This window comes from Citromicrobium bathyomarinum (genome assembly GCA_001306305.2).
Lineage (GTDB): Bacteria > Pseudomonadota > Alphaproteobacteria > Sphingomonadales > Sphingomonadaceae > Alteriqipengyuania > Alteriqipengyuania bathyomarina.
This window is the reverse complement of the sequence record CP155577.1, coordinates 929,831-948,810: the sequence shown is the minus strand read 5'-3', so window position 1 is coordinate 948,810 and position 18,980 is coordinate 929,831. Positions and strand designations below refer to the sequence as shown.

Annotated in this window: 21 protein-coding genes and 1 riboswitch; of the genes, 5 read left to right on the top strand and 16 right to left on the bottom strand. The window is 65.2% G+C overall.

Going from position 1 to position 18,980, the window contains the following annotated elements; all coding sequences use genetic code 11:
• Positions 1 to 101: 101 nt before the first annotated feature.
• Complete coding sequence (locus VO57_004865) at positions 102 to 302, bottom strand: hypothetical protein (protein ID XBL70678.1); 201 nt, start codon at positions 300 to 302, stop codon at positions 102 to 104.
• Between the two features lie 74 nt (positions 303 to 376).
• Positions 377 to 589 (bottom strand): cold-shock protein, encoded by a 213-nt coding sequence (locus VO57_004860; protein XBL70677.1) that lies wholly within the window; start codon positions 587 to 589, stop codon positions 377 to 379.
• A gap of 316 nt (positions 590 to 905) precedes the next feature.
• Here VO57_004860 and VO57_004855 point away from each other — a divergent pair, with 316 nt between their 5' ends.
• On the top strand, positions 906 to 1,337 hold the full coding sequence (locus VO57_004855) for a PRC-barrel domain containing protein (GenBank protein XBL70676.1): 432 nt from the start codon (positions 906 to 908) through the stop codon (positions 1,335 to 1,337).
• A gap of 247 nt (positions 1,338 to 1,584) precedes the next feature.
• Here VO57_004855 and VO57_004850 read toward each other — a convergent pair whose 3' ends face one another.
• Positions 1,585 to 2,181, bottom strand: a complete 597-nt coding sequence (locus VO57_004850) for a hypothetical protein (GenBank protein ID XBL70675.1) — start codon at positions 2,179 to 2,181, stop codon at positions 1,585 to 1,587.
• A gap of 74 nt (positions 2,182 to 2,255) precedes the next feature.
• Here VO57_004850 and VO57_004845 point away from each other — a divergent pair, with 74 nt between their 5' ends.
• Positions 2,256 to 2,732 carry a YaiI/YqxD family protein gene (locus VO57_004845; protein ID XBL70674.1) on the top strand — a complete coding sequence of 159 codons (477 nt, stop codon included), beginning with the start codon at positions 2,256 to 2,258 and terminating at the stop codon, positions 2,730 to 2,732.
• On the opposite strand, the gene VO57_004840 is transcribed toward VO57_004845, so the two are convergent.
• From VO57_004840 to VO57_004800, 9 genes are all read right to left on the bottom strand, one after another.
• Positions 2,729 to 3,118 (bottom strand): type II toxin-antitoxin system death-on-curing family toxin, encoded by a 390-nt coding sequence (locus VO57_004840; GenBank protein ID XBL70673.1) that lies wholly within the window; start codon positions 3,116 to 3,118, stop codon positions 2,729 to 2,731. The genes VO57_004845 and VO57_004840 overlap by 4 nt on opposite strands.
• A 117-nt stretch (positions 3,119 to 3,235) precedes the next feature.
• Entirely contained in the window at positions 3,236 to 3,475 is a 240-nt protein-coding gene (locus VO57_004835; GenBank protein ID XBL70672.1) for an AbrB/MazE/SpoVT family DNA-binding domain-containing protein, read from the bottom strand.
• A gap of 74 nt (positions 3,476 to 3,549) precedes the next feature.
• Positions 3,550 to 4,287, bottom strand: a complete 738-nt coding sequence (locus tag VO57_004830) for an HNH endonuclease signature motif containing protein (GenBank protein ID XBL70671.1) — start codon at positions 4,285 to 4,287, stop codon at positions 3,550 to 3,552.
• Positions 4,288 to 4,415: 128 nt separating this feature from the next.
• Positions 4,416 to 5,249, bottom strand: coding sequence for an IS5 family transposase (locus VO57_004825; protein ID XBL70670.1), 834 nt, complete (start codon positions 5,247 to 5,249; stop codon positions 4,416 to 4,418).
• 181 nt (positions 5,250 to 5,430) lie between these two features.
• A complete protein-coding gene (locus tag VO57_004820) occupies positions 5,431 to 5,985 on the bottom strand; it encodes a nuclear transport factor 2 family protein (GenBank protein ID XBL70669.1) in 555 nt (184 codons plus the stop codon).
• 110 nt (positions 5,986 to 6,095) lie between these two features.
• A complete protein-coding gene (locus VO57_004815; protein ID XBL70668.1) occupies positions 6,096 to 6,677 on the bottom strand; it encodes a hypothetical protein in 582 nt (193 codons plus the stop codon).
• Between the two features lie 31 nt (positions 6,678 to 6,708).
• Positions 6,709 to 7,233, bottom strand: coding sequence for a hypothetical protein (locus tag VO57_004810; GenBank protein XBL70667.1), 525 nt, complete (start codon positions 7,231 to 7,233; stop codon positions 6,709 to 6,711).
• Positions 7,230 to 9,119 (bottom strand): phosphomethylpyrimidine synthase ThiC, encoded by a 1,890-nt coding sequence (gene thiC / locus VO57_004805; protein XBL70666.1) that lies wholly within the window; start codon positions 9,117 to 9,119, stop codon positions 7,230 to 7,232. Before thiC ends, VO57_004810 begins: the two co-directional genes overlap by 4 nt.
• A 48-nt stretch (positions 9,120 to 9,167) precedes the next feature.
• A riboswitch (TPP riboswitch) is annotated at positions 9,168 to 9,279 on the bottom strand.
• Positions 9,280 to 9,322: 43 nt separating this feature from the next.
• On the bottom strand, positions 9,323 to 9,508 hold the full coding sequence (locus VO57_004800; protein XBL70665.1) for a DUF1328 domain-containing protein: 186 nt from the start codon (positions 9,506 to 9,508) through the stop codon (positions 9,323 to 9,325).
• Positions 9,509 to 9,690: 182 nt separating this feature from the next.
• Here VO57_004800 and VO57_004795 point away from each other — a divergent pair, with 182 nt between their 5' ends.
• The gene (locus VO57_004795) at positions 9,691 to 11,307 is read left to right on the top strand and encodes an AbgT family transporter (GenBank protein ID XBL70664.1); all 1,617 of its coding nucleotides are present in this window, start codon (positions 9,691 to 9,693) and stop codon (positions 11,305 to 11,307) included.
• A 62-nt stretch (positions 11,308 to 11,369) separates the two neighbouring features.
• Positions 11,370 to 11,780: a hypothetical protein gene (locus VO57_004790; protein XBL70663.1), complete on the top strand. Its 411-nt coding sequence runs from the start codon at positions 11,370 to 11,372 to the stop codon at positions 11,778 to 11,780.
• Positions 11,781 to 11,793: 13 nt separating this feature from the next.
• Here the strand turns inward: VO57_004790 and VO57_004785 are convergent, their stop codons facing one another.
• From VO57_004785 to VO57_004775, 3 genes are all read right to left on the bottom strand, one after another.
• On the bottom strand, positions 11,794 to 12,201 hold the full coding sequence (locus tag VO57_004785; protein XBL70662.1) for a hypothetical protein: 408 nt from the start codon (positions 12,199 to 12,201) through the stop codon (positions 11,794 to 11,796).
• 312 nt (positions 12,202 to 12,513) lie between these two features.
• Positions 12,514 to 14,331 (bottom strand): DUF885 domain-containing protein, encoded by a 1,818-nt coding sequence (locus VO57_004780; GenBank protein XBL70661.1) that lies wholly within the window; start codon positions 14,329 to 14,331, stop codon positions 12,514 to 12,516.
• A gap of 103 nt (positions 14,332 to 14,434) precedes the next feature.
• Complete coding sequence (locus tag VO57_004775; GenBank protein ID XBL70660.1) at positions 14,435 to 15,706, bottom strand: amidohydrolase family protein; 1,272 nt, start codon at positions 15,704 to 15,706, stop codon at positions 14,435 to 14,437.
• 114 nt (positions 15,707 to 15,820) lie between these two features.
• On the opposite strand from VO57_004775, the gene VO57_004770 reads away from it, so the two are divergent.
• The gene (locus tag VO57_004770) at positions 15,821 to 17,875 is read left to right on the top strand and encodes a S9 family peptidase (protein XBL70659.1); all 2,055 of its coding nucleotides are present in this window, start codon (positions 15,821 to 15,823) and stop codon (positions 17,873 to 17,875) included.
• Between the two features lie 105 nt (positions 17,876 to 17,980).
• Here the strand turns inward: VO57_004770 and VO57_004765 are convergent, their stop codons facing one another.
• On the bottom strand, positions 17,981 to 18,865 hold the full coding sequence (locus VO57_004765) for a MipA/OmpV family protein (protein XBL70658.1): 885 nt from the start codon (positions 18,863 to 18,865) through the stop codon (positions 17,981 to 17,983).
• Between the last annotated feature and the right edge of the window lie 115 nt (positions 18,866 to 18,980).

Below are 18,980 nucleotides of genomic sequence, written 5' to 3'. Positions count from 1 at the left end.
GGATCATGCCGAACCGCAAAAGCTGCGCACAGAAGGACGGATAGTGGGCACTGGCTCATCCCTCGGAACAAGCCATATTTTGGGCGAGTAGGAAAGCGGGCTCAGGCCGCGTCGGCTTCCGCCTGCTTGTCACGCACCAGCTTGGCGCGTTCCTCGGCCACGGCGCGGGCGTGTTCGGCAAGGCCGCGCCAGGTCTTCTCGGCGCGCAGTTCGCGGTCGCGCACATTGGCGAGTTCGGCCTTGTCCGCGGCGGCGGCGGCCTGGTCCGCGCGGGCGCAATAGAATTCGTAGCTCTGACTCATGGGGCGTCCTCCGGCGGGGGGTGGGTGAAAGAGAAAGGGCGCCGCTTCGGTGTGAAGCGACGCCCTCGCGATGATCAGTCGGCGGCCGAGAGGTTCACGGCGCTTTCCTTGCCATTACGGCCCTGCTCGACTTCGTAGTTGAGACGCTGGTCCTTATCGAGGCCCTGCATCCCGGCCGCCTGGACGGCGGTGATGTGCACGAAGCTGTCGGCCGAGCCGTCGTCCGGCTGGATGAAGCCGAAGCCCTTGTCGCTGTTAAAGAATTTTACGGTGCCAGTCTTGGCCATGTGATGTTCCTTTCAAGAACAATGAAGGCCCCTCGCGCGAAATTGCGCGCAGGGTTTTGCGTCAAATCGTCCGATGAAAGGAAAACGTCGTCTGGTTTACGCCGGGGCCCGGGCGGGTAAGCAGGGGCAAGCGGCGAGGCAAATTCCGAAGTCCGTCGCAAATTTCGACGTCAGCGAGGCTTATGTAGCACCGATCGGCGCAATTACCTAATCCCCATTGCCTCATCTCTTGCGCGCCCCCTCGCCACCCCGCCCTGCGAGCGTCGGAACGCGATCCCCGCTCGCGCCGTTGGTCGCCCCGTACAAGAGGAGACAGATGATGCAGATTCTCAAACTCGCCGCCCTCCCGCTCGCCGCGCTGGCGATCACCGCCTGCGAGTCCGAGGCCGAGAAGCAGGCCGACGTGGCCGAGGACCGGATGGAGGCGCAGGCCGAACAGAGCGCCGCTGCGGCGGGCATGGAAGAGGCCGCGCTGGGAATGACCGAGCTGCAGCTGATCGATGCCGACCTGGTCGCCGCCGACGGCACCGAGCTGGGCGATATCGAAGCGGTCCACCGCGATGCATCGGGCGCGGTCGACGGGCTGTTCGTCGAACTGGACAACACCGATCCCGATCGCTTCGTGATGATCCCGCTCGACGGGCTGAGCATGCGGATGGATGGCGACGACAAGGATGTGCAGACCGAAATGACCGCGCAGGACCTCGCCGCCCTGCCCGATGCGCAGATGCCCGCGGCGGGAATGTAGGCGCACCCCCACCCTCCACAGGGCCCGCCCGCGCAGACCCGCCGGGCGGGCTTTTTCGTAGCCTACACCCGCCCCGCCCGGGCTGCGGCGTGGCGGCGAAAGCGCGGCGGCGACAGGGTGACACGTGTCACCCACCTGTCACCCCCTCGCCGAGCACATCTTGCGCGGCATAAACCACTGTCGAAAAACGGTTTTCACCCGCGGCCATCGCCCGCAGGGTGACACATCGCGCAAATCGCCCGCCATTCTATCGCGAGCCGTTGCGCGCGCGATCTTCGCTCGCGTCGAGCATGTGGCGCGCCTCGATATCCTTCGCCCGCTTGGTATCATCGTCGAGCAGCCGCGTGCCGTCCTCGTCCTGCCACACGATCGGCCCATGCTCGATCCGGTCGAGCATTTGCTCCCACCGTTCGGACCAGAACTCCGCCGCCACGCCATAGCGCGACAGCCGCTGCGCGCCGAGCGCGTTGCGGCGCGCGAGGAGGAAGACGGTCAGCCGCTCGTCATACCGCCGCCGCGTGCCGACCTGCTCCCCGCCGTGAAACACCGGCTCCTCCACCCCGTGCAATGCGCGTTCGAGCGCGGCCTGATGCAGCGCGTCGTAGCCATGCTGGAACGCCGCCTCCCACGCGATATCGAACGGCTCGCCTTTCTGCCGGTTGCGCAAGCGGTACGCCGACTGGCGCGACATGCCGACCGCCTTCGCCGCCGCCGTCACCTGCTGCGTCGCCGCGAGCACGCGCAGGAACTCCGCCATCTTGCGCCTGTCCCAGCGGTCTTCCGGCGGGACGTCGCGGACTTGCGAGGAAACGGCGGACGGGCGGGGTTTGTCGGAGGCGCTCATCGGAGAGGTTAAGGCAGATTTGCGCGGAGTAGGAAAGTTTTGGCGACGCCGCGATCTTCGCTAGGAGACCCCGCGTGAGCGAACCCACCACCATCCCGCACCCCGCCATTCTGGTCGATGCCGACGCCTGCCCGGTGAAGGAGGAAATCTACCGCGTGGCCGCGCGCCACAAGGCGCATGTCCGCGTGGTCAGCAACAGCCCCTTCCGCGTGCCGGTGAGCGAGCGGGTCAAGCGCGTGGTGGTCTCGGATGGCTTCGACGCGGCGGACGACTGGATCGCGGAGAATGCCAGCCCAGGGACCGTGGTCATCACCGCCGACATCCTGCTGGCCGAGCGCTGCCTCAAGGCGGGCGCGTTAGTGCTGCGCCACAACGGCAAGAGCTTCGACGCCGCCAGCATCGGCAGCGCGATCGCCACCCGCGCCATCATGGAAGACCTGCGCGCCGGGATGGATAGCGTTGGTGGCGGCCCGCCGCCGTTCGGGAAGGCGGACCGGTCGCGGTTCCTTCAGGCGTTGGACCGGGTGCTGGTGGGGATGGGGCGGAGTTAGGCGAGGTGCTGGCGGAAACAGTCGGCCAACTCGTCTTCCGAAAGTTCGCCTGCGGCCAGCGCCAGCACGATATCGATCGCATCCCTCGGCGCAAAAGATAGGGCCTGCCCGTTCAGCCTTAGGAACAGGCGCGCAAACACCCACGCCGTGCGCTTATTGCCGTCGGCAAAGGGATGGTTGAGGGCGATGCCATAGGCGTAGGCGGCGGCGGGCGCGCACAGATCATCCTCGCCATAGGTCCACTGGTTGAGCGGACGGGCCAGCGCGCTTTCAAGCATCCCCTGATCGCGCACGCCCGTAGGCCCGCCATGTTCGGCCAACTGGCGATCATGGATGGCGAGCGCGAGGTCGAGCGAGAGCCATTGGGGTTCTTTGCGGGCGGTCACCGAAGCCCCCTCCTCTTCAGAGGAGGGGTTGGGGGTGGTGGCGGACGAAGCGAGTATTTGCGACCTTGCGGTCGCAATACCACCCCTCAATCCCCTCCTTTGAAAAGGAGGGGAGGATCACTTCGCCAGTTCGCGCAGGATATCGCGATCCTCGCGCATGATCGCCTCGGCAGCATCCATCTTCGCGGCCCAAGAAACAGAGAAATCCGGATCGACCGCCGTCAGCCGTACCCCGTCCGGCGCTTCGGAAAGATAGAGCTGATCCCCCGGCCCGACCCGCAGACGCGCCAGCACCTCCTTGGGCAGGACGATCCCGGCGGAATTGCCGATCTTAGTGATCTTGAGCGGCTTGTTCATACGGATGTTATAACGATATTTGATTGGAGCACCATGCGTGTTCAGAGTGAGGATGGCACACCGTCCGTTTGATCCTAAGACAATCGGCAACGAACAGGCAGTGCAACTTCTGGATCGCCAATTTGGATACCGACCGCGCATTGTCGCACGTGGCCTCCAGCAACTTGCATACCCCGCGGCATGGTCATTCGATCAGGGCTCAGATCAACCCTATCGCAACCAAGAAAAATTCGGCCTTCAATGATCGCTTCGTCCCCGCGAAAGTCCATACGGAGGATCACATCCCCCTTTCCGCGACGGGCCACTGCATGCCGATGGCCGTATTCAAAATCCCAAAGGTCATCGACACGAAACCGTATCACATTGTCCTCGATCACAAGAACTTGATGAAATGTTTCATCCAAAATTACTAGGCTGACTTTCGCCTGCCCTTCATCAAGGCGGCACTTAATGATTGGTGTATCATAAAATTGCAAAATTGTAGGCGTTTCTTCATATCGAGTCCCTCCGACCTTAAAATTTAAGGTACGTTTGTCGTAGTCTAGCGCCCCCTGCATCTTACCTTGTGAGATATTGTAGGGTGCATATTTCAATTCGTATTGACGATCCCGCGCCCAATTAGCGACAGCTGGGTGGCAATTTCCACATAGCGCAACCATGTCGGACGGACGAAAATGCTGCTCCTCCGACCACGGTATAATATGGTGATATTCAATGTAAGGATGTCCGCAACGCGCACATCCAAAGCCAGCTGCCTGCCTCAATTGTCGCGCGACGGCATTCGGCAATGAAGGTCTTCGGTAGCCGCCCATTTACAAACGGTCTCTCTGTATAGTGCTCTTCGCGTAAGAGGTAACGGCGGTAAGACCTTTCTGCAATCGTGCTCCCGTCTTCCCACCGGCTTACTTGGCGTCCCGCACTTAGAGCCTGACTCAGAAGTTTATGCGATCTGGCAGTGGCTTGCGATGAGGCGGGTGAGGCGGCGGATGTGGGCGATGGTAGTCCATGCGGTGGAACTTTCGATAGTTCTTTCCCAGTCCTTTGCGAGCCGTCGACATCTGCCGAGCCAGGCGAAGGTGCGCTCGACCACCCAGCGGCGCGGGAGCAGAACAAAGCCCCTGGCGGTGTCGCAGCGGCGCACGATCTCGAGCGTCCATTGCCCATGCCCTTGAAGCGCGCCGATGAGCTTGTCGCCTGCGTAGCCCCCATCGGCGAAGAGGTGGCGCAGCCACGGGAAGCGGTAGCGGATTGCCTTGATGAGATCGACCGCCCCGTCGCGATCCTGAATGCTGGCAGCGTGGATGGTGACGAACAACATCAGTCCGAGCGTATCGGTGATGATGTGACGCTTGCGTCCCATGATCTTCTTGCCCGCATCGTAGCCCCGTGGGCCGCCACTCTCGGTGGTCTTGACGCTCTGGCTATCGATCACCCCGGCGCTGGGGCTGGCCTCGCGCCCTTCGATCTGGCGCGCAGCCATCACCAGCAGGTGATTGATCGTCTGCCATAGGCCGCTGTCGCGCCAGGCATAGAAATAGCGTTGAACCGTCGAGAGCGGAGGGAAATCCTTGGGCAGCATCCGCCATTGGCAACCGCTTGTTGCCAGATAGAGGATCGCGTTCATCACCTCGCGCAGGTCGGCGCAGCGCGGCCTGCCGCCAGGTTTCGCGGGCGGCAACAGAGGCTCGATCAAGGCCCACTCGGCATCGCGCAAATCGCTTGGATAACGTAGACCCGGGCGGCTATGCTGCTGCCGGGAGGTATCGGTCCACATCGCTTATTCCTCGGTCGTTTCTGGCGAAACCCCGGAATCAGCGATGCACCAGCGCGTCAAGCGCAACCAGCTGATATCTCCCAACTACTTTTGAAGACAGGCTCTTAGGTCTCGTGCTTGATGTTCTCGCTCGCCAGATAGTTATCCGCGTTCTGCTTCGCCGCGAAGCCCAGCCCCCAGCCTACCCCCCAGCCCGCACCTCGCGCACCCCCTCCAGAAACGGGGCGTAGTCGACGTAGTCGCGGTGCTCGATCACCTTGCCGTCTTGCAGCGTCAGCACGATCACCATCGGCGTCACGCTGTCCACCGCCTTGCCCTCGCCGAGGTCGAGGCCCCAGTGGAGTGCGCCTTCGGCCACCGCGACATCGCCCGAGACGATCTGGCGGAAAGGCGTGAACTCCATGTGCGTGATGCCCGCGTAACCGACGCGAAACCGCTCCATGATCGCGGCGCGGCCCTGCGATTCCACCCCGCCGAACACCAGCGTGGCGGTCGGGTCGCGGAAGCTGGCCTGCTCTGCGAGCAGCGGCTCCAGCGCGTCCCAGTCGCGCGAGGTGTAGGCGGCGATATAGGCGGCGGCGAGCGGCGTGTTGTCGGCGGTCACCTCGCCATAATCGCGCGGCGGAGCCTCCTGCGCGGCGAGCGGCACGGCCCCGCACAGCAGCGCCGCGGCCAGCGCGAGACAGGCGGTGCGCGGAGGGTTAGACCGCGCGGAATTCAGGCGATTGGAGTTCATCGGACAGCCCCCTCTCTATCAGGTGGCCGATGCAACCGCGCGCGGGTGCGAAGGTCAAGCGGCGGCTCTGCGAAAGCCGCTCCCAGGCGGACCGGCGGCACTGGGCGCGCTCAGCCTTCGGGCGTGTCGCCGCCGCCCAGCCGCTTGCGCCAGTCGATCCGGGTCAGCGCGACGATCCCCGCCAGCATCGCGACCTGCAGCGCGATGCCCCACGGGCTGGTGAGGCCGCTGCGGATGACCTCGCCCAGGCTGGTCGCGCGGATGGTGTGCGCGGTGACGCCGTAGATCGTGTAGGAGACGAACCGGCCGGCGAAGAACGCCGCGGTGAAGGGCAGCAGGCGCATCCGGGCGAGGCCCGCGGCCATGAACAATTGCGCCGATGGCAGCGGGGAGAGCGCGAACAGGCCGAGCCCCAGCAGCGTGCTGCCGCGCCGCTTCTCGAGCGCTTCGCGCGCCGCCGCCAGATTGTCCTGCGTGCGCGCGGAGAGGAACCTTGCGCCCAGATAGCGCGTGGCGAGGCCGAGCAGCAAGCGCCCCGATGCCGCCGCCAGCGCGCCCACGGGAACGAGGATCGGCAGCGCCAGATCTCCGCTGAGCGTATAGAGCGCGATGATCGACCAGGTCGGCGGCCCGAACGCGGGGAGCAGGTTCACGCCGAACACGATGGCGAAGAAGATCAGGTATTCGGTCATTCGTCGCCCCGCCTCCTATCGTCACCGCCGTTCAGTCGGCTTCGACGATCTCCAGCACGGTCGTCTGGCTGGCGGTAACCCCGGCGATCTCGTCGGTCACGTCGAGCTGCACGGTGTAGTCGCCCAGCTGCTCGCCATCCTCGATCACCAGGCCGATCGAATTGGGGGCGAGACCGAAGCCCTGCGCGACCGTGGGCGAGAGCGGGAGCGCGTCGAACGCGATCGGATCGCCATAGGGCGTGCCGTCGGGCGCGGTGACGGTGACGACGGCGGAGAGATGGCACTGCCCGGCAAAATCGCGCTGGCACCCGCCGTACAGGATGAACTGCTGGATCGGCCGGTTGCGGGCCGTCCGCGTCGTGGTCGGCAGGGTCGGCGGGTCGGGCTGGTTCCACTGCGCGAGGAAAGCATCGGGATCGACCGACCAGAGGTGGATGATCCGCAGCTCTCCCGCGCGCACCTCAGCGCCGCCCTCGTCCTGTGCGGCGGCCGCACGGGGCACGAGGGCGAGCCAGAGGGCAAGCGAGAGCGCTGCTGCGATGGCGCGCGGCTTCATTCGGTCTCCTGCTCGGGCAGGTAGAGTCGTTCGCCCTTGGCGCGGTAGACCTCGCTCATTGTTTCCATGCCCTTCTCGTTCTCGGCGCGCTGGTCGGGCGAGTTCTCACCCTTCAGGTTCTCGCTCGCCAGATAGCTGTCCGAGTTCTGCCTCGCGGCGAACTCGCGCACTTCCTGGCTGATCTTCATGGAGCAGAATTTCGGCCCGCACATCGAGCAGAAATGCGCGGTCTTGGCGCCTTCTGCGGGCAGTGTCTGGTCGTGATACTGCTCGGCGGTGTCCGGATCGAGCGAGAGGTTGAACTGGTCGCGCCAGCGGAACTCGAAGCGCGCCTTGCTCAGCGCATCGTCGCGCACCTGCGCCGCCGGGTGGCCCTTGGCGAGGTCCGCCGCGTGGGCGGCCAGCTTGTAGGTCACCACGCCGACCTTCACGTCGTCGCGGTCGGGCAGGCCGAGGTGCTCCTTCGGCGTCACGTAGCAGAGCATCGCCGTGCCATACCAGCCGATCTGCGCCGCGCCGATGCCGCTGGTGATATGGTCGTAGCCCGGCGCAATGTCGGTGACGAGCGGCCCGAGCGTGTAGAAGGGCGCCTCGCCGCAGGCTTCGAGCTGCTTGTCCATGTTCTCCTTGATCTTGTGCATGGGCACATGGCCCGGCCCTTCGATCATCACCTGCACATCCTGCTCCCACGCCTTCTTCGTGAGTTCGCCCAGCGTGTAGAGTTCGGCGAATTGCGCTTCGTCATTGGCGTCGTAGATCGAGCCGGGGCGCAGGCCATCGCCCAGCGAATAGGCGATGTCATAGGCCTTCATGATCTCGGTGATCTCGTCGAAGCGCTCGTACAGGAAGCTCTCCTTGTGATGCGCGAGGCACCACTTGGCCATGATCGATCCGCCGCGGCTGACGATGCCGGTCATCCGCTTGGCTGCCATCGGCACGTAGGGCAGGCGCACGCCCGCGTGGATGGTGAAATAGTCGACGCCCTGTTCGGCCTGTTCGATCAGCGTGTCGCGGAAGATCTCCCACGTCAGGTCCTCGGCCACGCCGCCGACCTTTTCGAGCGCCTGGTAGATCGGCACGGTGCCGATGGGGACGGGGCTGTTGCGGATGATCCATTCGCGGGTGTCGTGAATGTTGCGGCCTGTGCTCAGGTCCATGACGGTGTCGGCACCCCAGCGGATCGACCAGACCATCTTGTCGACTTCGTTGGCGACGTCGGATGCGACGGCGGAGTTGCCGATATTGGCGTTGATCTTGACCAGGAAGTTGCGCCCGATCGCCATCGGTTCGCTTTCGGGGTGGTTGATGTTGTTGGGGATGATCGCTCGGCCCCGCGCCACCTCGTCGCGAACGAACTCCGGCGTGATGAAATCGGGGATCGCCGCGCCCCAGCTCTGCCCATCGCGGTCCTTCGCGATCATTTCGCGACCCAGGTTCTCGCGCTCCGCGACATATTCCATCTCGGGCGTGATGATGCCCTTGCGCGCATAGTACATCTGGCTGACGTTCGCGCCCGGTTTGGCCCGCAGAGGCCGCTTCACCACGTTGGGGAACTGCGGAACGCCGCCGCTGCGGTCGGGGCCGAGCTGGCCGTTATCCTCCGGCTTCACTGGCCTCGCGTCGTATTCCTCGACATCGCCGCGCGCCATGATCCATTCACGGCGCAGCTGCGGGAGGCCCATGTTGATGTCGATCGCGACATTGGGGTCGGTGTAGGGGCCGGAGGTGTCGTAGACGCGCAGGGAAGGCTCTCCGCCCTCGAGGTCGATCTCACGCATGGCAACGCGAACGCCGCTGCCGGTGCGCGCGGCGACATGGACCTTGCGGCTGCCGCGAATGGGCCCGGTGGTAACTCCGATTTCGGTGCGGGCGGGGATGTCGGCCATGAAAAACGCTCCTTACAAAGTCGGAGCGAGGGCGGAGGCCGGGAGTTTTTCCGAAAACCGCTCCCTCCCTCCGCCCGTATTACCGGGATCAGGTTCGACGGGTCGCGGTCTATTCCGCTCTCAACCTGCGATTTCGCGGCAGGCTCCCCGGGGATGTTCATGACTGTAGAGCACGCGGTGCCCGGCGTAAAGCGCTCGCCGGATCAGTCGAGCGCGTCGGAGGCCTTCTTACCGGCCACAATGCCCAGCACCAGGAAGATCACGAACAGGACGGCGGCGATGACCGCCAGCCAGATCGCGATATCGACGAAGGCACCGGCAACGCCGCCGAAACCAAGGATCGCGGCAACAGCGGCGACGACGAGACATATGAGAGCCAGTTTGATCATACCCGACCAACCGGCGGTTGCGCGCCCGGTTCCGCAGTCGGCACTCGTTTAGTGCCAGTTCAGGCGCGTTCGTGCCTGTTGGCGGCTTTGGAGGACGGGCTTGTCCCCCGGGTACTTTTGAGGGCACACCCACTCGCACCTTTTCTTTCGCGCGCCCAGGCCGCCAATCGACCGGAGCCACGATGACCGAATTTCCCCCGCCCGCAGACGAGAATACGCCCGAGGCTGTCGCCAAGCCGAAGCGCAACGCCTTTACCCGCTTCCTCGACGGCGTCGAATGGCTGGGCAACCTCCTCCCCCACCCCGTCACTCTGTTCGCGCTGCTGGCGGTGGGCATCGTGCTGCTGTCGGGCCTGTTCGGCTATCTTGGCGTCGCGGTGGTCGACCCGAGGCCCGCTGGCGCGCCCGGCGTGGCCGATGACGGGATGATCCGCGCGGTCAGCCTGATGAACGTGGAGGGGCTGCAACGCATCTTCACCGGGCTGGTCGACAACTTCACTTCGTTCGCGCCGCTCGGCGTGGTGCTGGTCGCGATGCTCGGCGTCGGCGTGGCGGAGAAATCCGGCCTGCTGAGCGCGGCGGTGCGCAGCCTGGTGCTGGGTGCACCGCCCAAGCTGGTGACCGTGGCGATCGTGTTCGCGGGGATCATCTCCAACACCGCGAGCGAAGTCGGCTATGTCGTGCTGATCCCGCTGGGCGGCGCGATCTACTACGCGCTCGGCCGTCATCCGCTGGCGGGCATGGCCGCGGCCTTCGCGGGCGTTTCGGGCGGCTATTCCGCCAACCTGCTGATCGGCACGATCGACCCTCTGCTGGCCGGGATTACCGAGGAAGCGGCGCAGCTGATCGACCCCGACTATACCGTGCTGGCGACCGCCAACTGGTATTTCATGGTCGCGAGCACCTTCCTCATCACCGCGATCGGCAGCCTCGTCTCGATCTACATCGTCGAGCCGCAGCTGGGGAAATTCGACGCCTCCAAGGCCGATCCCGAGATCCTCGACGAAGGAATGATGCAGCCGCTGCAGGAGAGCGAGCGCAAGGGCCTGCGCTGGGCGGGCATCGCGATGCTGGGCGTCTTCGCGCTGATGGCGCTGACGCTGTGGCCCGAGTGGGGCGTGCTGCGCAATCTGGAGACGGGCGAGCGGATGGATTCGCCCTTCTTCGACGGGTTCGTGGTGTGGATCCTGATCTTCTTCGTGTGTGTGGGCTATGCCTATGGCCGCGCGGCCAAGACGATGAAGACCGACCGCGACGTGATCGACGCGATGGCGGGCGCGCTCAGCTCCCTGGGCCTCTACATCGTGCTGGTATTCTTCGCCGCGCAGTTCGTCGCGTTCTTCGGGTGGACGCATCTGGGCGGGATCACCGCGGTCACCGGCGCGCAATTCCTCAAGGACACCGGGATGACCGGCCCGGCGATGTTCTTCGCCTTCATCGGCATCTGCGCGCTGATCAACCTCTCGCTGGGCAGCGCGAGCGCGCAATGGGCGGTGACCGCGCCGATCTTCGTGCCGATGCTGATGCTGATCGGCTATTCGCCCGAAGCGATCCAGGCCGCCTACCGGATCGGCGATTCCACCACCAACATCATTACGCCGATGATGAGCTATTTCGGGCTGATCCTGGCTTGGGCGACACGTTACCAGAAGGACCTCGGCGTGGGCACGCTGATCGCGATGATGCTGCCCTATTCGATCTGCTTCTTCATCGTGTGGTCGATCTTCTTCTACCTGTGGACCTTTGCGCTGGGCCTGCCGGTGGGGCCCGGTTCGCCGACCTATTACCCGGCGCAGTGAGAGCTGCCCGACTTGCCGCGTGAGGTATCGCCGGTATGCTTCCCCGCGCGATTGATGGGGGAATGACGATGCGCAGAATGCTGGTAGCCGCGATCCTGCTCGCAGGGGCCGCCTGTTCCGATGGCGACGACAGCTCGGCCGAGGCAGACGAAGCGGTCACCGAGGCCGACCCTGCCCCCGCGCCGGAGGCGGAGGAGACTGCCGAGGCGCAAGCGGAACCGGCCAGCACGCGCGAGACTATCTCCGGCGCGGTGTCGGGCATCGCGCTCGATATGGACCCGCCGATCGGCGACATGACCACCGCCGACGGGCGCACCGTGGCATTCGAAATCCCGGCGGAGAATGTCGAGGCAGTGATCGATGCCTGGGGCGGGGTCGGCGCGGACCTGCGCCTCGATTGCGAGAAGGGCGCGCCCTTCACCGGCGAGGGCGGGCAGGCCTACGAATATTATCAGGATTGCCGCCTGCCCTAGGGCCGGCAGCGGCTCAGAACGTGCCCAGCCGCGACAGAGCGACGAAGATGCACCCTGCGCCCAGGATCGCGGAAAGACCCGCCCACACCTCGCTCGCGCTCGCGATCAGCCAGCGACCGAAGGTGACGACGCGTTCGCCCGCCGCCAGCAGCACGATGCCTTCCAGCACCAGCAGCCCGCCGAGCGCGGAGACTGCGATGAACAACCAGTCGTCCGGCCGCCACGGCACCACGAGATAGATCACCGCGCCCAGCGTCAGGGCCATGATTCCCGCGATGAAGCGCATGCCCGGCGACTGCTCGAAATCCTGCATCATCGCCTTCCACGTGCCCGGCAGCCGCAGCTCGCCCATGGCGGCGGCGAAGGCATAGATGCCGATGAACATGGCGATCCAGGCGGGAATGGTGTCGGCGGTGGCCATCGGTGGCGATTGCTCCTGTGATAATCGTGCCAGGCATCGCAAGAACCGGTCGCGATGCGGATGCGCCGCAGCGGGCAGCGGCCCCGCGCGGCAGCTCGCCGTTCCGGTACCGCGCCCTGCCAGGTGCCACCGCCACATGATGCGCGTGTGACTCACTGCCGGAAATTGCGTAGTTAACAATTGTTTCTTGGCCGATGGCGCACGCGTTCGCAAGCGGGCCGCAGCCCCGCCGAACGACCGCCCCGTTATGCGACAGCCGCAGCCCGGTTTCTTATCAGGCGCGGGGAGGGATAGTGCCCAGCTGGCGCGCGGTCAGCCGCCGCCGTTCGCGATCCAGCGGTCGATCTTTTCCTCCAGCACGGGCAGCGGCAGGCCGCCGGTGTTCAGCACCTGCGCGTGGAAATCCTTGATGTCGAACGCATCGCCCAGCTCGGTCTGCGCGCGCTCGCGCAGTTCCTGGATCTTCAGCGCGCCGATCTTGTAGGCCAGCGCCTGGCTCGGGATCGCGATATAGCGTTCCACCTCGGCGACCACTTCGGTGCGGGTCATGCCTGAATTTTCGAGCATGAAGTCGATCGCCTGCTCCCGGCTCCAGCCCTTGGAGTGGATGCCGGTGTCGACCACCAGCCGCATCGCGCGCAGCTGTTCGTCCTGCAACGTGCCGTACCGCGCCCACGGGTCTTCGTAAAAGCCCATCTCGTTGCCCAGCGTCTCGGCATAGAGCGCCCAGCCTTCGACGAAGGAGGTCGTCCCGCCGAAGCGCATGAAGGCGGGCAGATCCTCGTTCTCCTGCGCCAGACTGATCTGGAAATGGTGCCCCGGCGCGCCTTCATGGAGGTAGAGCGTCACATTGCCCGTCGTCAGGCGGCTGGGCAGGTCGTAGGCGTTGAAGAAGAACGTGCCCGGGCGCGATCCGTCGGGCGTACCCGACTGGTAAGACCCGCCCGCGCTGAACTGCTCGATCGAGGGGTCGTAGGGCTCGATCTTGAGCTCGGACTTGGGGACCAGGCTGAACAGCTCGCCGATCTTCGCATCGACCTGCTTGCCGATATCGTAATAGGTCTGGGTCAGCGCCTCGCGGCTCTCCGGCTTGAACTTGGGATCGGTGCGCACGTAGTCGAAGAACTCGCCCAGCGTGCCCTCGTAGCCGACCTCTTCCTTCAACGCCTCCAGCTCGCCCTTGATCCGCTCGACCTCGGCGAGGCCCAGCTGGTGGATGTAGTCGGCTTTGAGCGGCAGGGTCGTGGTGCTCTCGATCAGCTGTTCGTACAGCTTCGCCCCGCCCTTCATCTGGCTCAGGCCCACCTCCTCGCGCGCGGCGGCAAGATATTCGTCGCGCAGGAAATCGCGCAGCCGTTCGTGCGCGGCGTAGATTTCGCGGGTCTTGGCCTCATAGGCGGCGGTCAGGCGGGCCTTCTCCGCGTCCGAGAAATCCTCGGGGAACATGGTGGTCGGGCCCATGAACTGCGATTCCGCAATCGGGATCGCCAGCTGCGTGTCGAGCTGCGAAATCACGTTGCCAATGGTCAGCCTGGTCTCGACCACGCCCGTTTCCATCCCTTCACGGAACTTCTCGATCGAGCGGTCGGTGATGGCGATATAGTCGTCGTGGCGGCTGAGGTTGTCTTCGTAGTTCGCGATGGTCTTGAACGGTGCCGCGCCGGTACCGCTCGCGAAATTGGGGTAGAAGGTGTGGAAGCCGCTGAAGTGGTTGACCGGGCGCACCTCGGTCAGCGCGCGGATTTCCGGGGTTGCGCCCTTGAGCGATTCATCCTGGTTGTACTTGAACACGTCGTAGGCGAGCTGGTCGGTCGGCGAGAGCTTGGCGCGGTCGATCTGTTCGAGCAGCGCGACATTGAGCTGCGTATCGCGAAGCGAGGCGTAATAGCTCGCATCGGTCAGATAGTCGCCCAATCGGTCCGCATTGGTGTCGTCGCCGCGGAACAGGCGGCTGAGCGGATTGAGTTCGAGGCTGCGCGCATCGGAATCGGCGAACAGCGCGAACAGCTTGTCGTGTTCGGACTGCTGCGCGGCGGCGGGCGCTTCCTCGTGATGATCGGCCAGCGCCACCCCGGGCGAGGCAAGCAGGGCGAGCGCGGCGGCTCCGGTCAGCAGGCGGCGGATGGTCATGTCGGTAGTCTCCCCCAGGAATATAATCGCGCGACGGTAGGCCGGGCCAGGACGCCCGCCAATCGCCTTCTGCAAAGGCCAGCGGCCAATCGACGAACGTCGGCTATTCGATCACCCGGCCACGCACCATCGCGAAGTCGACCTTCTCCAGCACCGTCACATCGTCCAGCGGATTGCCGTCGACCGCGATGATGTCTGCCGAATAGCCGGGCGCGAGGCGGCCGATCTGGTCGTCCATCTCCAGCACCTTCGCGGCGATAGTGGTCGCGCTGGCGAGAGCCTGCCGGTCGGTCATGCCCTGTGCGCGCATCAGCGCGAATTCGCCCGCGTTGCGGCCATGCGCGAACACGCCCGCATCGGTGCCGAAGGCGATCGGCACGTTCCAGCGCAGCGCCTTGCCCATGAAGACGCGCGCAGTTTCGGCCACGGCGCGGATCTTGTCCTCCACCACGGGGGTGTAGATGCCCTTGCCCAGCCGCTCGGTCACGCCCTGGAACGCCATCAGCGTGGGGACCAGCACGGTGCCGTTCTCACGCATCGCGCGCGTCGCAGCTTCGTCCAGATAGGTGCCATGCTCGATCGTATCGATCCCGGCGCGGCTCGCCGCCTCGATCCCGCGCGCGCCATGCGCATGGGCCATCACCTTGAGGCCGAGCGAGTGGGCGGTGTCAGCAATCGCCTTCATCTCTGCATCGCTGAAATGCGCCTCCAGCCCACGGCCTTGCTGGCTGAGCACGCCGCCGGTGGCGGTGATCTTGATCACGTCGGAGCCGTTCTGGCTCGCCAGCCGCACCTTGGCGGCACATTCGACCGGGCCGGTGCAGGTGAAGCCGCTGTCGAGCAGTTCGTTGACCTCGGGCCGGAAGCCGTTGACGTCGCCGTGCCCGCCGATGATCGCCAGCGGCACGCCCGCCGCGACGATCCGCGGGCCGGGGATCAGCCCCTCGGCCGTTCCGCGCCGCAGGGCGAAGGCGGTTTCGGGCCCGCTGCCCGCCTCGCGCACGGTGGTGAACCCCGCCAGTGCGGTGATCCGCGCGTTCTTCGCGCCCACGACCACGCCCCACTCGTCAGGCTCGGTCGCTTCCTTCCAGAAATCGCCACCGGGATCGCCGGTGAGGTGGACATGCAGGTCGATCAGGCCGGGCAGCACGGTCTTGTCGGCAAGATCGATCACCTGCGCCTCGCCACCCGGCGTCTGGAGCCCGTCGACGATCGACACGATCCGGCCGTCCTCGATCGTAATGGTGGCAGGGCCGCTCGGCTCGCCATCGGCATCGCGGATCACCGATCCGGCATGGATCACCGTCACCTGCGCCAGCGCAGGCGTACCCAGCAGCGCAGCAATCGCCGCCATCATCCAGACCAGTACCCGCATCGTCCTATTCCCCCTTTTGCCCGCTCGCACGTTTGCGCACACCTGATGGCTGGCTATAACCTGCCGCACAGTTTGGCAAAAACAACCGAAACGATACGAGAGGACCACCAGAAGATGCACCACGCCACCCGCACTGCCCTGACCGCCGCCAGCCTGCTCGCCGGGGTGTCGCTCGCCGCGACCGCCCAAGCGCGCCCGATGACGCCGCAGGATGTGGCACAGCTGGAAAGCGTGGGCGCAATCGCCGTCTCGCCCGATGGCAGCCGCGTCGCCTACACCACCGCCAGCCTGCCCGACGTGGTTGCGGGCGAGGATAATGGCAGCACGCAGCAGCAGCTGAAAATGGCCTACGGGCCTGACAACACGCGGGTCTTCCTGCCCGAGGATGTCTCCGTCTCGACCGTCGAATTCTCGCCCGACGGGCGGATGGTCAGCTTCCTGTGGAGCAAGGACGACGAAGATCGCGCGGTCTGGGGCATCCCCGTCGATGGTGGCGCGCAGATGAAACTCGCCGAGGTCAAGGACGCCAGCGTGCGCAGCTACGCATGGGCACCCGATGGCGCGACGCTCTATCTGCTGGCGAGCGCCGCCCCCGACACAGACCGCAAGGCAGAGGCCAAGAAAGGCTTCAACGCGGTGGTCTATGAAGAGGAAGAGCGGTTCAACCGCCTGTTCGCCGCGCAGGCCGGTGGCGAGGAGATCGACGCCAAGCCGCGCGAGATCGCCGTGTCCGGCTACGTCACCTCGTTCAAGCTGACGCCCGACGGCAAGCTCGGCATTGTCGAAAGCCAGCCGACCCCGCGGATCGACGACACCTATACCGCCAGCCGGGTGAACATCATCGATCTGGGCACGGGCCGCGTGCTGCGCGAGGTAGAAACGCCGGGCAAGCTGGGCGATCTGGAAGTCTCGCCCGACGGCAGGCAGCTCTCGCTGGTCGCCGGGATCGACCAGCACGATCCCGCCGCGACCACGCTGCATCTGGTCGATGTCGCCAGCGGTGCATACCGCGCGCTCAACCAGGGCGCGGCGGAAGCGGTCGGCGATACCGAATGGCTCGCCAATGGCCAGCTTGCCGCGATCGTGGACAAGGGCGCGGATACGATCCTGCGCATGTACAATGCCGATGGCAGCGTGGCGCAGGAAATCGACCCCGGCGAGCTGGTGCCGACCAGTCTGGAGAACGGCGGTAGCGATTCTCTGTTCGTGCGTGCCGACAGCCCGCGCCATCCCGGTGAGCTGTTCGCGCTGAACGGCACCACCCTCACCCGCTGGACCAGCCACAACCCGTGGCTCGCCGAAATCGACTTCGGCACCCAGCGCACGATGACCTACACCGCGCGCGACGGGCAGCAGATCGAGGGCATTCTGATCGAACCGGTCGGCGGTGTGCCCAAGGGCGGCGCGCCGACCATCATGATGGTCCATGGCGGGCCGGAAGCGCACTATACCAATGGCTGGCTGACCGGCTATTCGATGCCCGGCCAGGTCGGCGCGGGTCAGGGTTATGCCGTGTTCCACCCGAACTATCGCGGCTCGACCGGCTACGGCACCGCGTTCTCCAAGCAGCACCAGGGCGACTATGCGGGCAAGGAATTCGACGACATCGTCGATGCCAAGCGCGCGCTGGTTGCCGAAGGGGTGACCGATGCGGACCGCACCGGAATCACCGGCGGCTCCTACGGCGGGTTCGCCAGCGCCTGGGGCGCGACCTATTATTCCAGCGAATATGCCGCGAGCGTGATGTTCGTCGGCATCTCCAACAATATCAGCAAGTTCGGCACCACCGACATCCCCAACGAAATGTATCTGGTGCACGAGCGCAAGTGGCCGTGGGAAGAATGGGATCACCTGCTCGAACGCAGCCCGATCTATCACGTCGACAAGGCGGAAACCCCGATCCTGATCATGCACGGGGCGGAAGACACGCGCGTTTCGCCGACGCAAAGCTACGAGCTGTATCGCAACATCAAGGTGCGCAAGCCCGATACCCCGGTGCGCCTCGTGCTGTTCCCGGGCGAAGGCCACGGCAACCGGCTCGCGGCCAGCCGATACGACTACAACCTGCGCATGATGCAGTGGTTCGACACTTTTCTGAAGACGGGCGACCGCGATGCGCAGATGCCTGCCCCGCGTCCCGACCTGATGATCGAGGACAAGAGCGAATAATGCCACCCTGCCAATAGAAAGAGCGCGGAGGTTTAAGCCTCCGCGCCCTTTTTTATGCGTTTGCGATGGCAGTCCGCTGCGCGCGAACCTAGCGCACCCCGCGCGTCAGAAGGTGTAGCCGATGCCGCCGCCGATCAGGAACTGGTCGGCATCGCCGCGCAGCGCGACGAAGGGGGAATCCTTCGCATCGCCGATCATCCGCGAATAGCCGCCGATCGCGAACAGCGCGAGGCCGCCATTGGCGAGATCGCCATCCAGATCGACCCCCACCAGCAGGTTCGCGCTGAGCTTGTTGAAGCCGGAACCGGCATCGTAGACCGGCAGGCCGCTGGCGGTCGCCTGCGCGGGGGTGACCGAATAGTAGTATTCGTTGAACGCTTCGTCCCCGTGCTCCGCACTGAGCGACAGGCTGATGCCCGCGCCGCGGCTGACCGGGGTGAAGTAGGTGATGCCCGGGTTGATCACCATGCCCTCATGCGCGCCCGCGACATCCCACCGCACGTCGACATTGGCCGACAGGCTGTCGTACGGGTTGAGCACGCCCGACACGCCGATGCTGGCGCTCGGCCCGACCTCGACTGCGGTATCCAGCTCGCCTGCTGCGGCGACCACCGGATCTTCGATATCGCCGGTCCGCGAGGTACGCAGGCGCACCGCAGGTCCGAAGCCGAAATTGACCTTGCTGTCAGCGCTGTCGGGAATGAAATCGAGTGCGAAACCGGCCGCACGCGGGTTGATATCGATCCCCCCGAGGCTCCCCTGGATGATCGGCAGTGGGAACACCTCGTAATCGTCGGAACCGTCGTAATCGGGCGCAAAGCCCGCGCCTATGCCGACCTGGACCCAGTCGCCGTCGAACACTGTGCCTTCGGCAGAGCGGGCCGGAGCATCATCATCCGGGCCGTCTTGCGCGAGCGCCGGCGTGGCCACCCCGGCACAGGCGAACGCGACCGCAGCGAACGTTGCGGGGGTGGGTAGAATTGAACGCATGGATTATCCCTCATGTTGCGCCCCTTTGAACGGCGATGTAGAGGCATAGTTCCACGCAAAAGCGCATGATTGCGCGGGCAACCGCAAGTTCAATTGCACCTTTTTCCCCAGCGCC

Excerpts from the sequence above, each read along its gene's own strand:
- VO57_004865 (XBL70678.1), bottom strand. The coding sequence starts at position 302 with ATGAGTCAGAGCTACGAATTCTATTGCGCCCGCGCGGACCAGGCCGCC.
- VO57_004860 (XBL70677.1), bottom strand. The coding sequence starts at position 589 with ATGGCCAAGACTGGCACCGTAAAATTCTTTAACAGCGACAAGGGCTTC.
- VO57_004855 (XBL70676.1), top strand. The coding sequence starts at position 906 with ATGATGCAGATTCTCAAACTCGCCGCCCTCCCGCTCGCCGCGCTGGCG.
- VO57_004850 (XBL70675.1), bottom strand. The coding sequence starts at position 2,181 with ATGAGCGCCTCCGACAAACCCCGCCCGTCCGCCGTTTCCTCGCAAGTC.
- VO57_004835 (XBL70672.1), bottom strand. The coding sequence starts at position 3,475 with ATGAACAAGCCGCTCAAGATCACTAAGATCGGCAATTCCGCCGGGATC.
- VO57_004830 (XBL70671.1), bottom strand. The coding sequence starts at position 4,287 with ATGGGCGGCTACCGAAGACCTTCATTGCCGAATGCCGTCGCGCGACAA.
- VO57_004825 (XBL70670.1), bottom strand. The coding sequence starts at position 5,249 with ATGTGGACCGATACCTCCCGGCAGCAGCATAGCCGCCCGGGTCTACGT.
- VO57_004820 (XBL70669.1), bottom strand. The coding sequence starts at position 5,985 with ATGAACTCCAATCGCCTGAATTCCGCGCGGTCTAACCCTCCGCGCACC.
- VO57_004815 (XBL70668.1), bottom strand. The coding sequence starts at position 6,677 with ATGACCGAATACCTGATCTTCTTCGCCATCGTGTTCGGCGTGAACCTG.
- VO57_004810 (XBL70667.1), bottom strand. The coding sequence starts at position 7,233 with ATGAAGCCGCGCGCCATCGCAGCAGCGCTCTCGCTTGCCCTCTGGCTC.
- thiC (XBL70666.1), bottom strand. The coding sequence starts at position 9,119 with ATGGCCGACATCCCCGCCCGCACCGAAATCGGAGTTACCACCGGGCCC.
- VO57_004800 (XBL70665.1), bottom strand. The coding sequence starts at position 9,508 with ATGATCAAACTGGCTCTCATATGTCTCGTCGTCGCCGCTGTTGCCGCG.
- VO57_004795 (XBL70664.1), top strand. The coding sequence starts at position 9,691 with ATGACCGAATTTCCCCCGCCCGCAGACGAGAATACGCCCGAGGCTGTC.
- VO57_004790 (XBL70663.1), top strand. The coding sequence starts at position 11,370 with ATGACGATGCGCAGAATGCTGGTAGCCGCGATCCTGCTCGCAGGGGCC.
- VO57_004785 (XBL70662.1), bottom strand. The coding sequence starts at position 12,201 with ATGGCCACCGCCGACACCATTCCCGCCTGGATCGCCATGTTCATCGGC.
- VO57_004780 (XBL70661.1), bottom strand. The coding sequence starts at position 14,331 with ATGACCATCCGCCGCCTGCTGACCGGAGCCGCCGCGCTCGCCCTGCTT.
- VO57_004775 (XBL70660.1), bottom strand. The coding sequence starts at position 15,706 with ATGCGGGTACTGGTCTGGATGATGGCGGCGATTGCTGCGCTGCTGGGT.
- VO57_004770 (XBL70659.1), top strand. The coding sequence starts at position 15,821 with ATGCACCACGCCACCCGCACTGCCCTGACCGCCGCCAGCCTGCTCGCC.
- VO57_004765 (XBL70658.1), bottom strand. The coding sequence starts at position 18,865 with ATGCGTTCAATTCTACCCACCCCCGCAACGTTCGCTGCGGTCGCGTTC.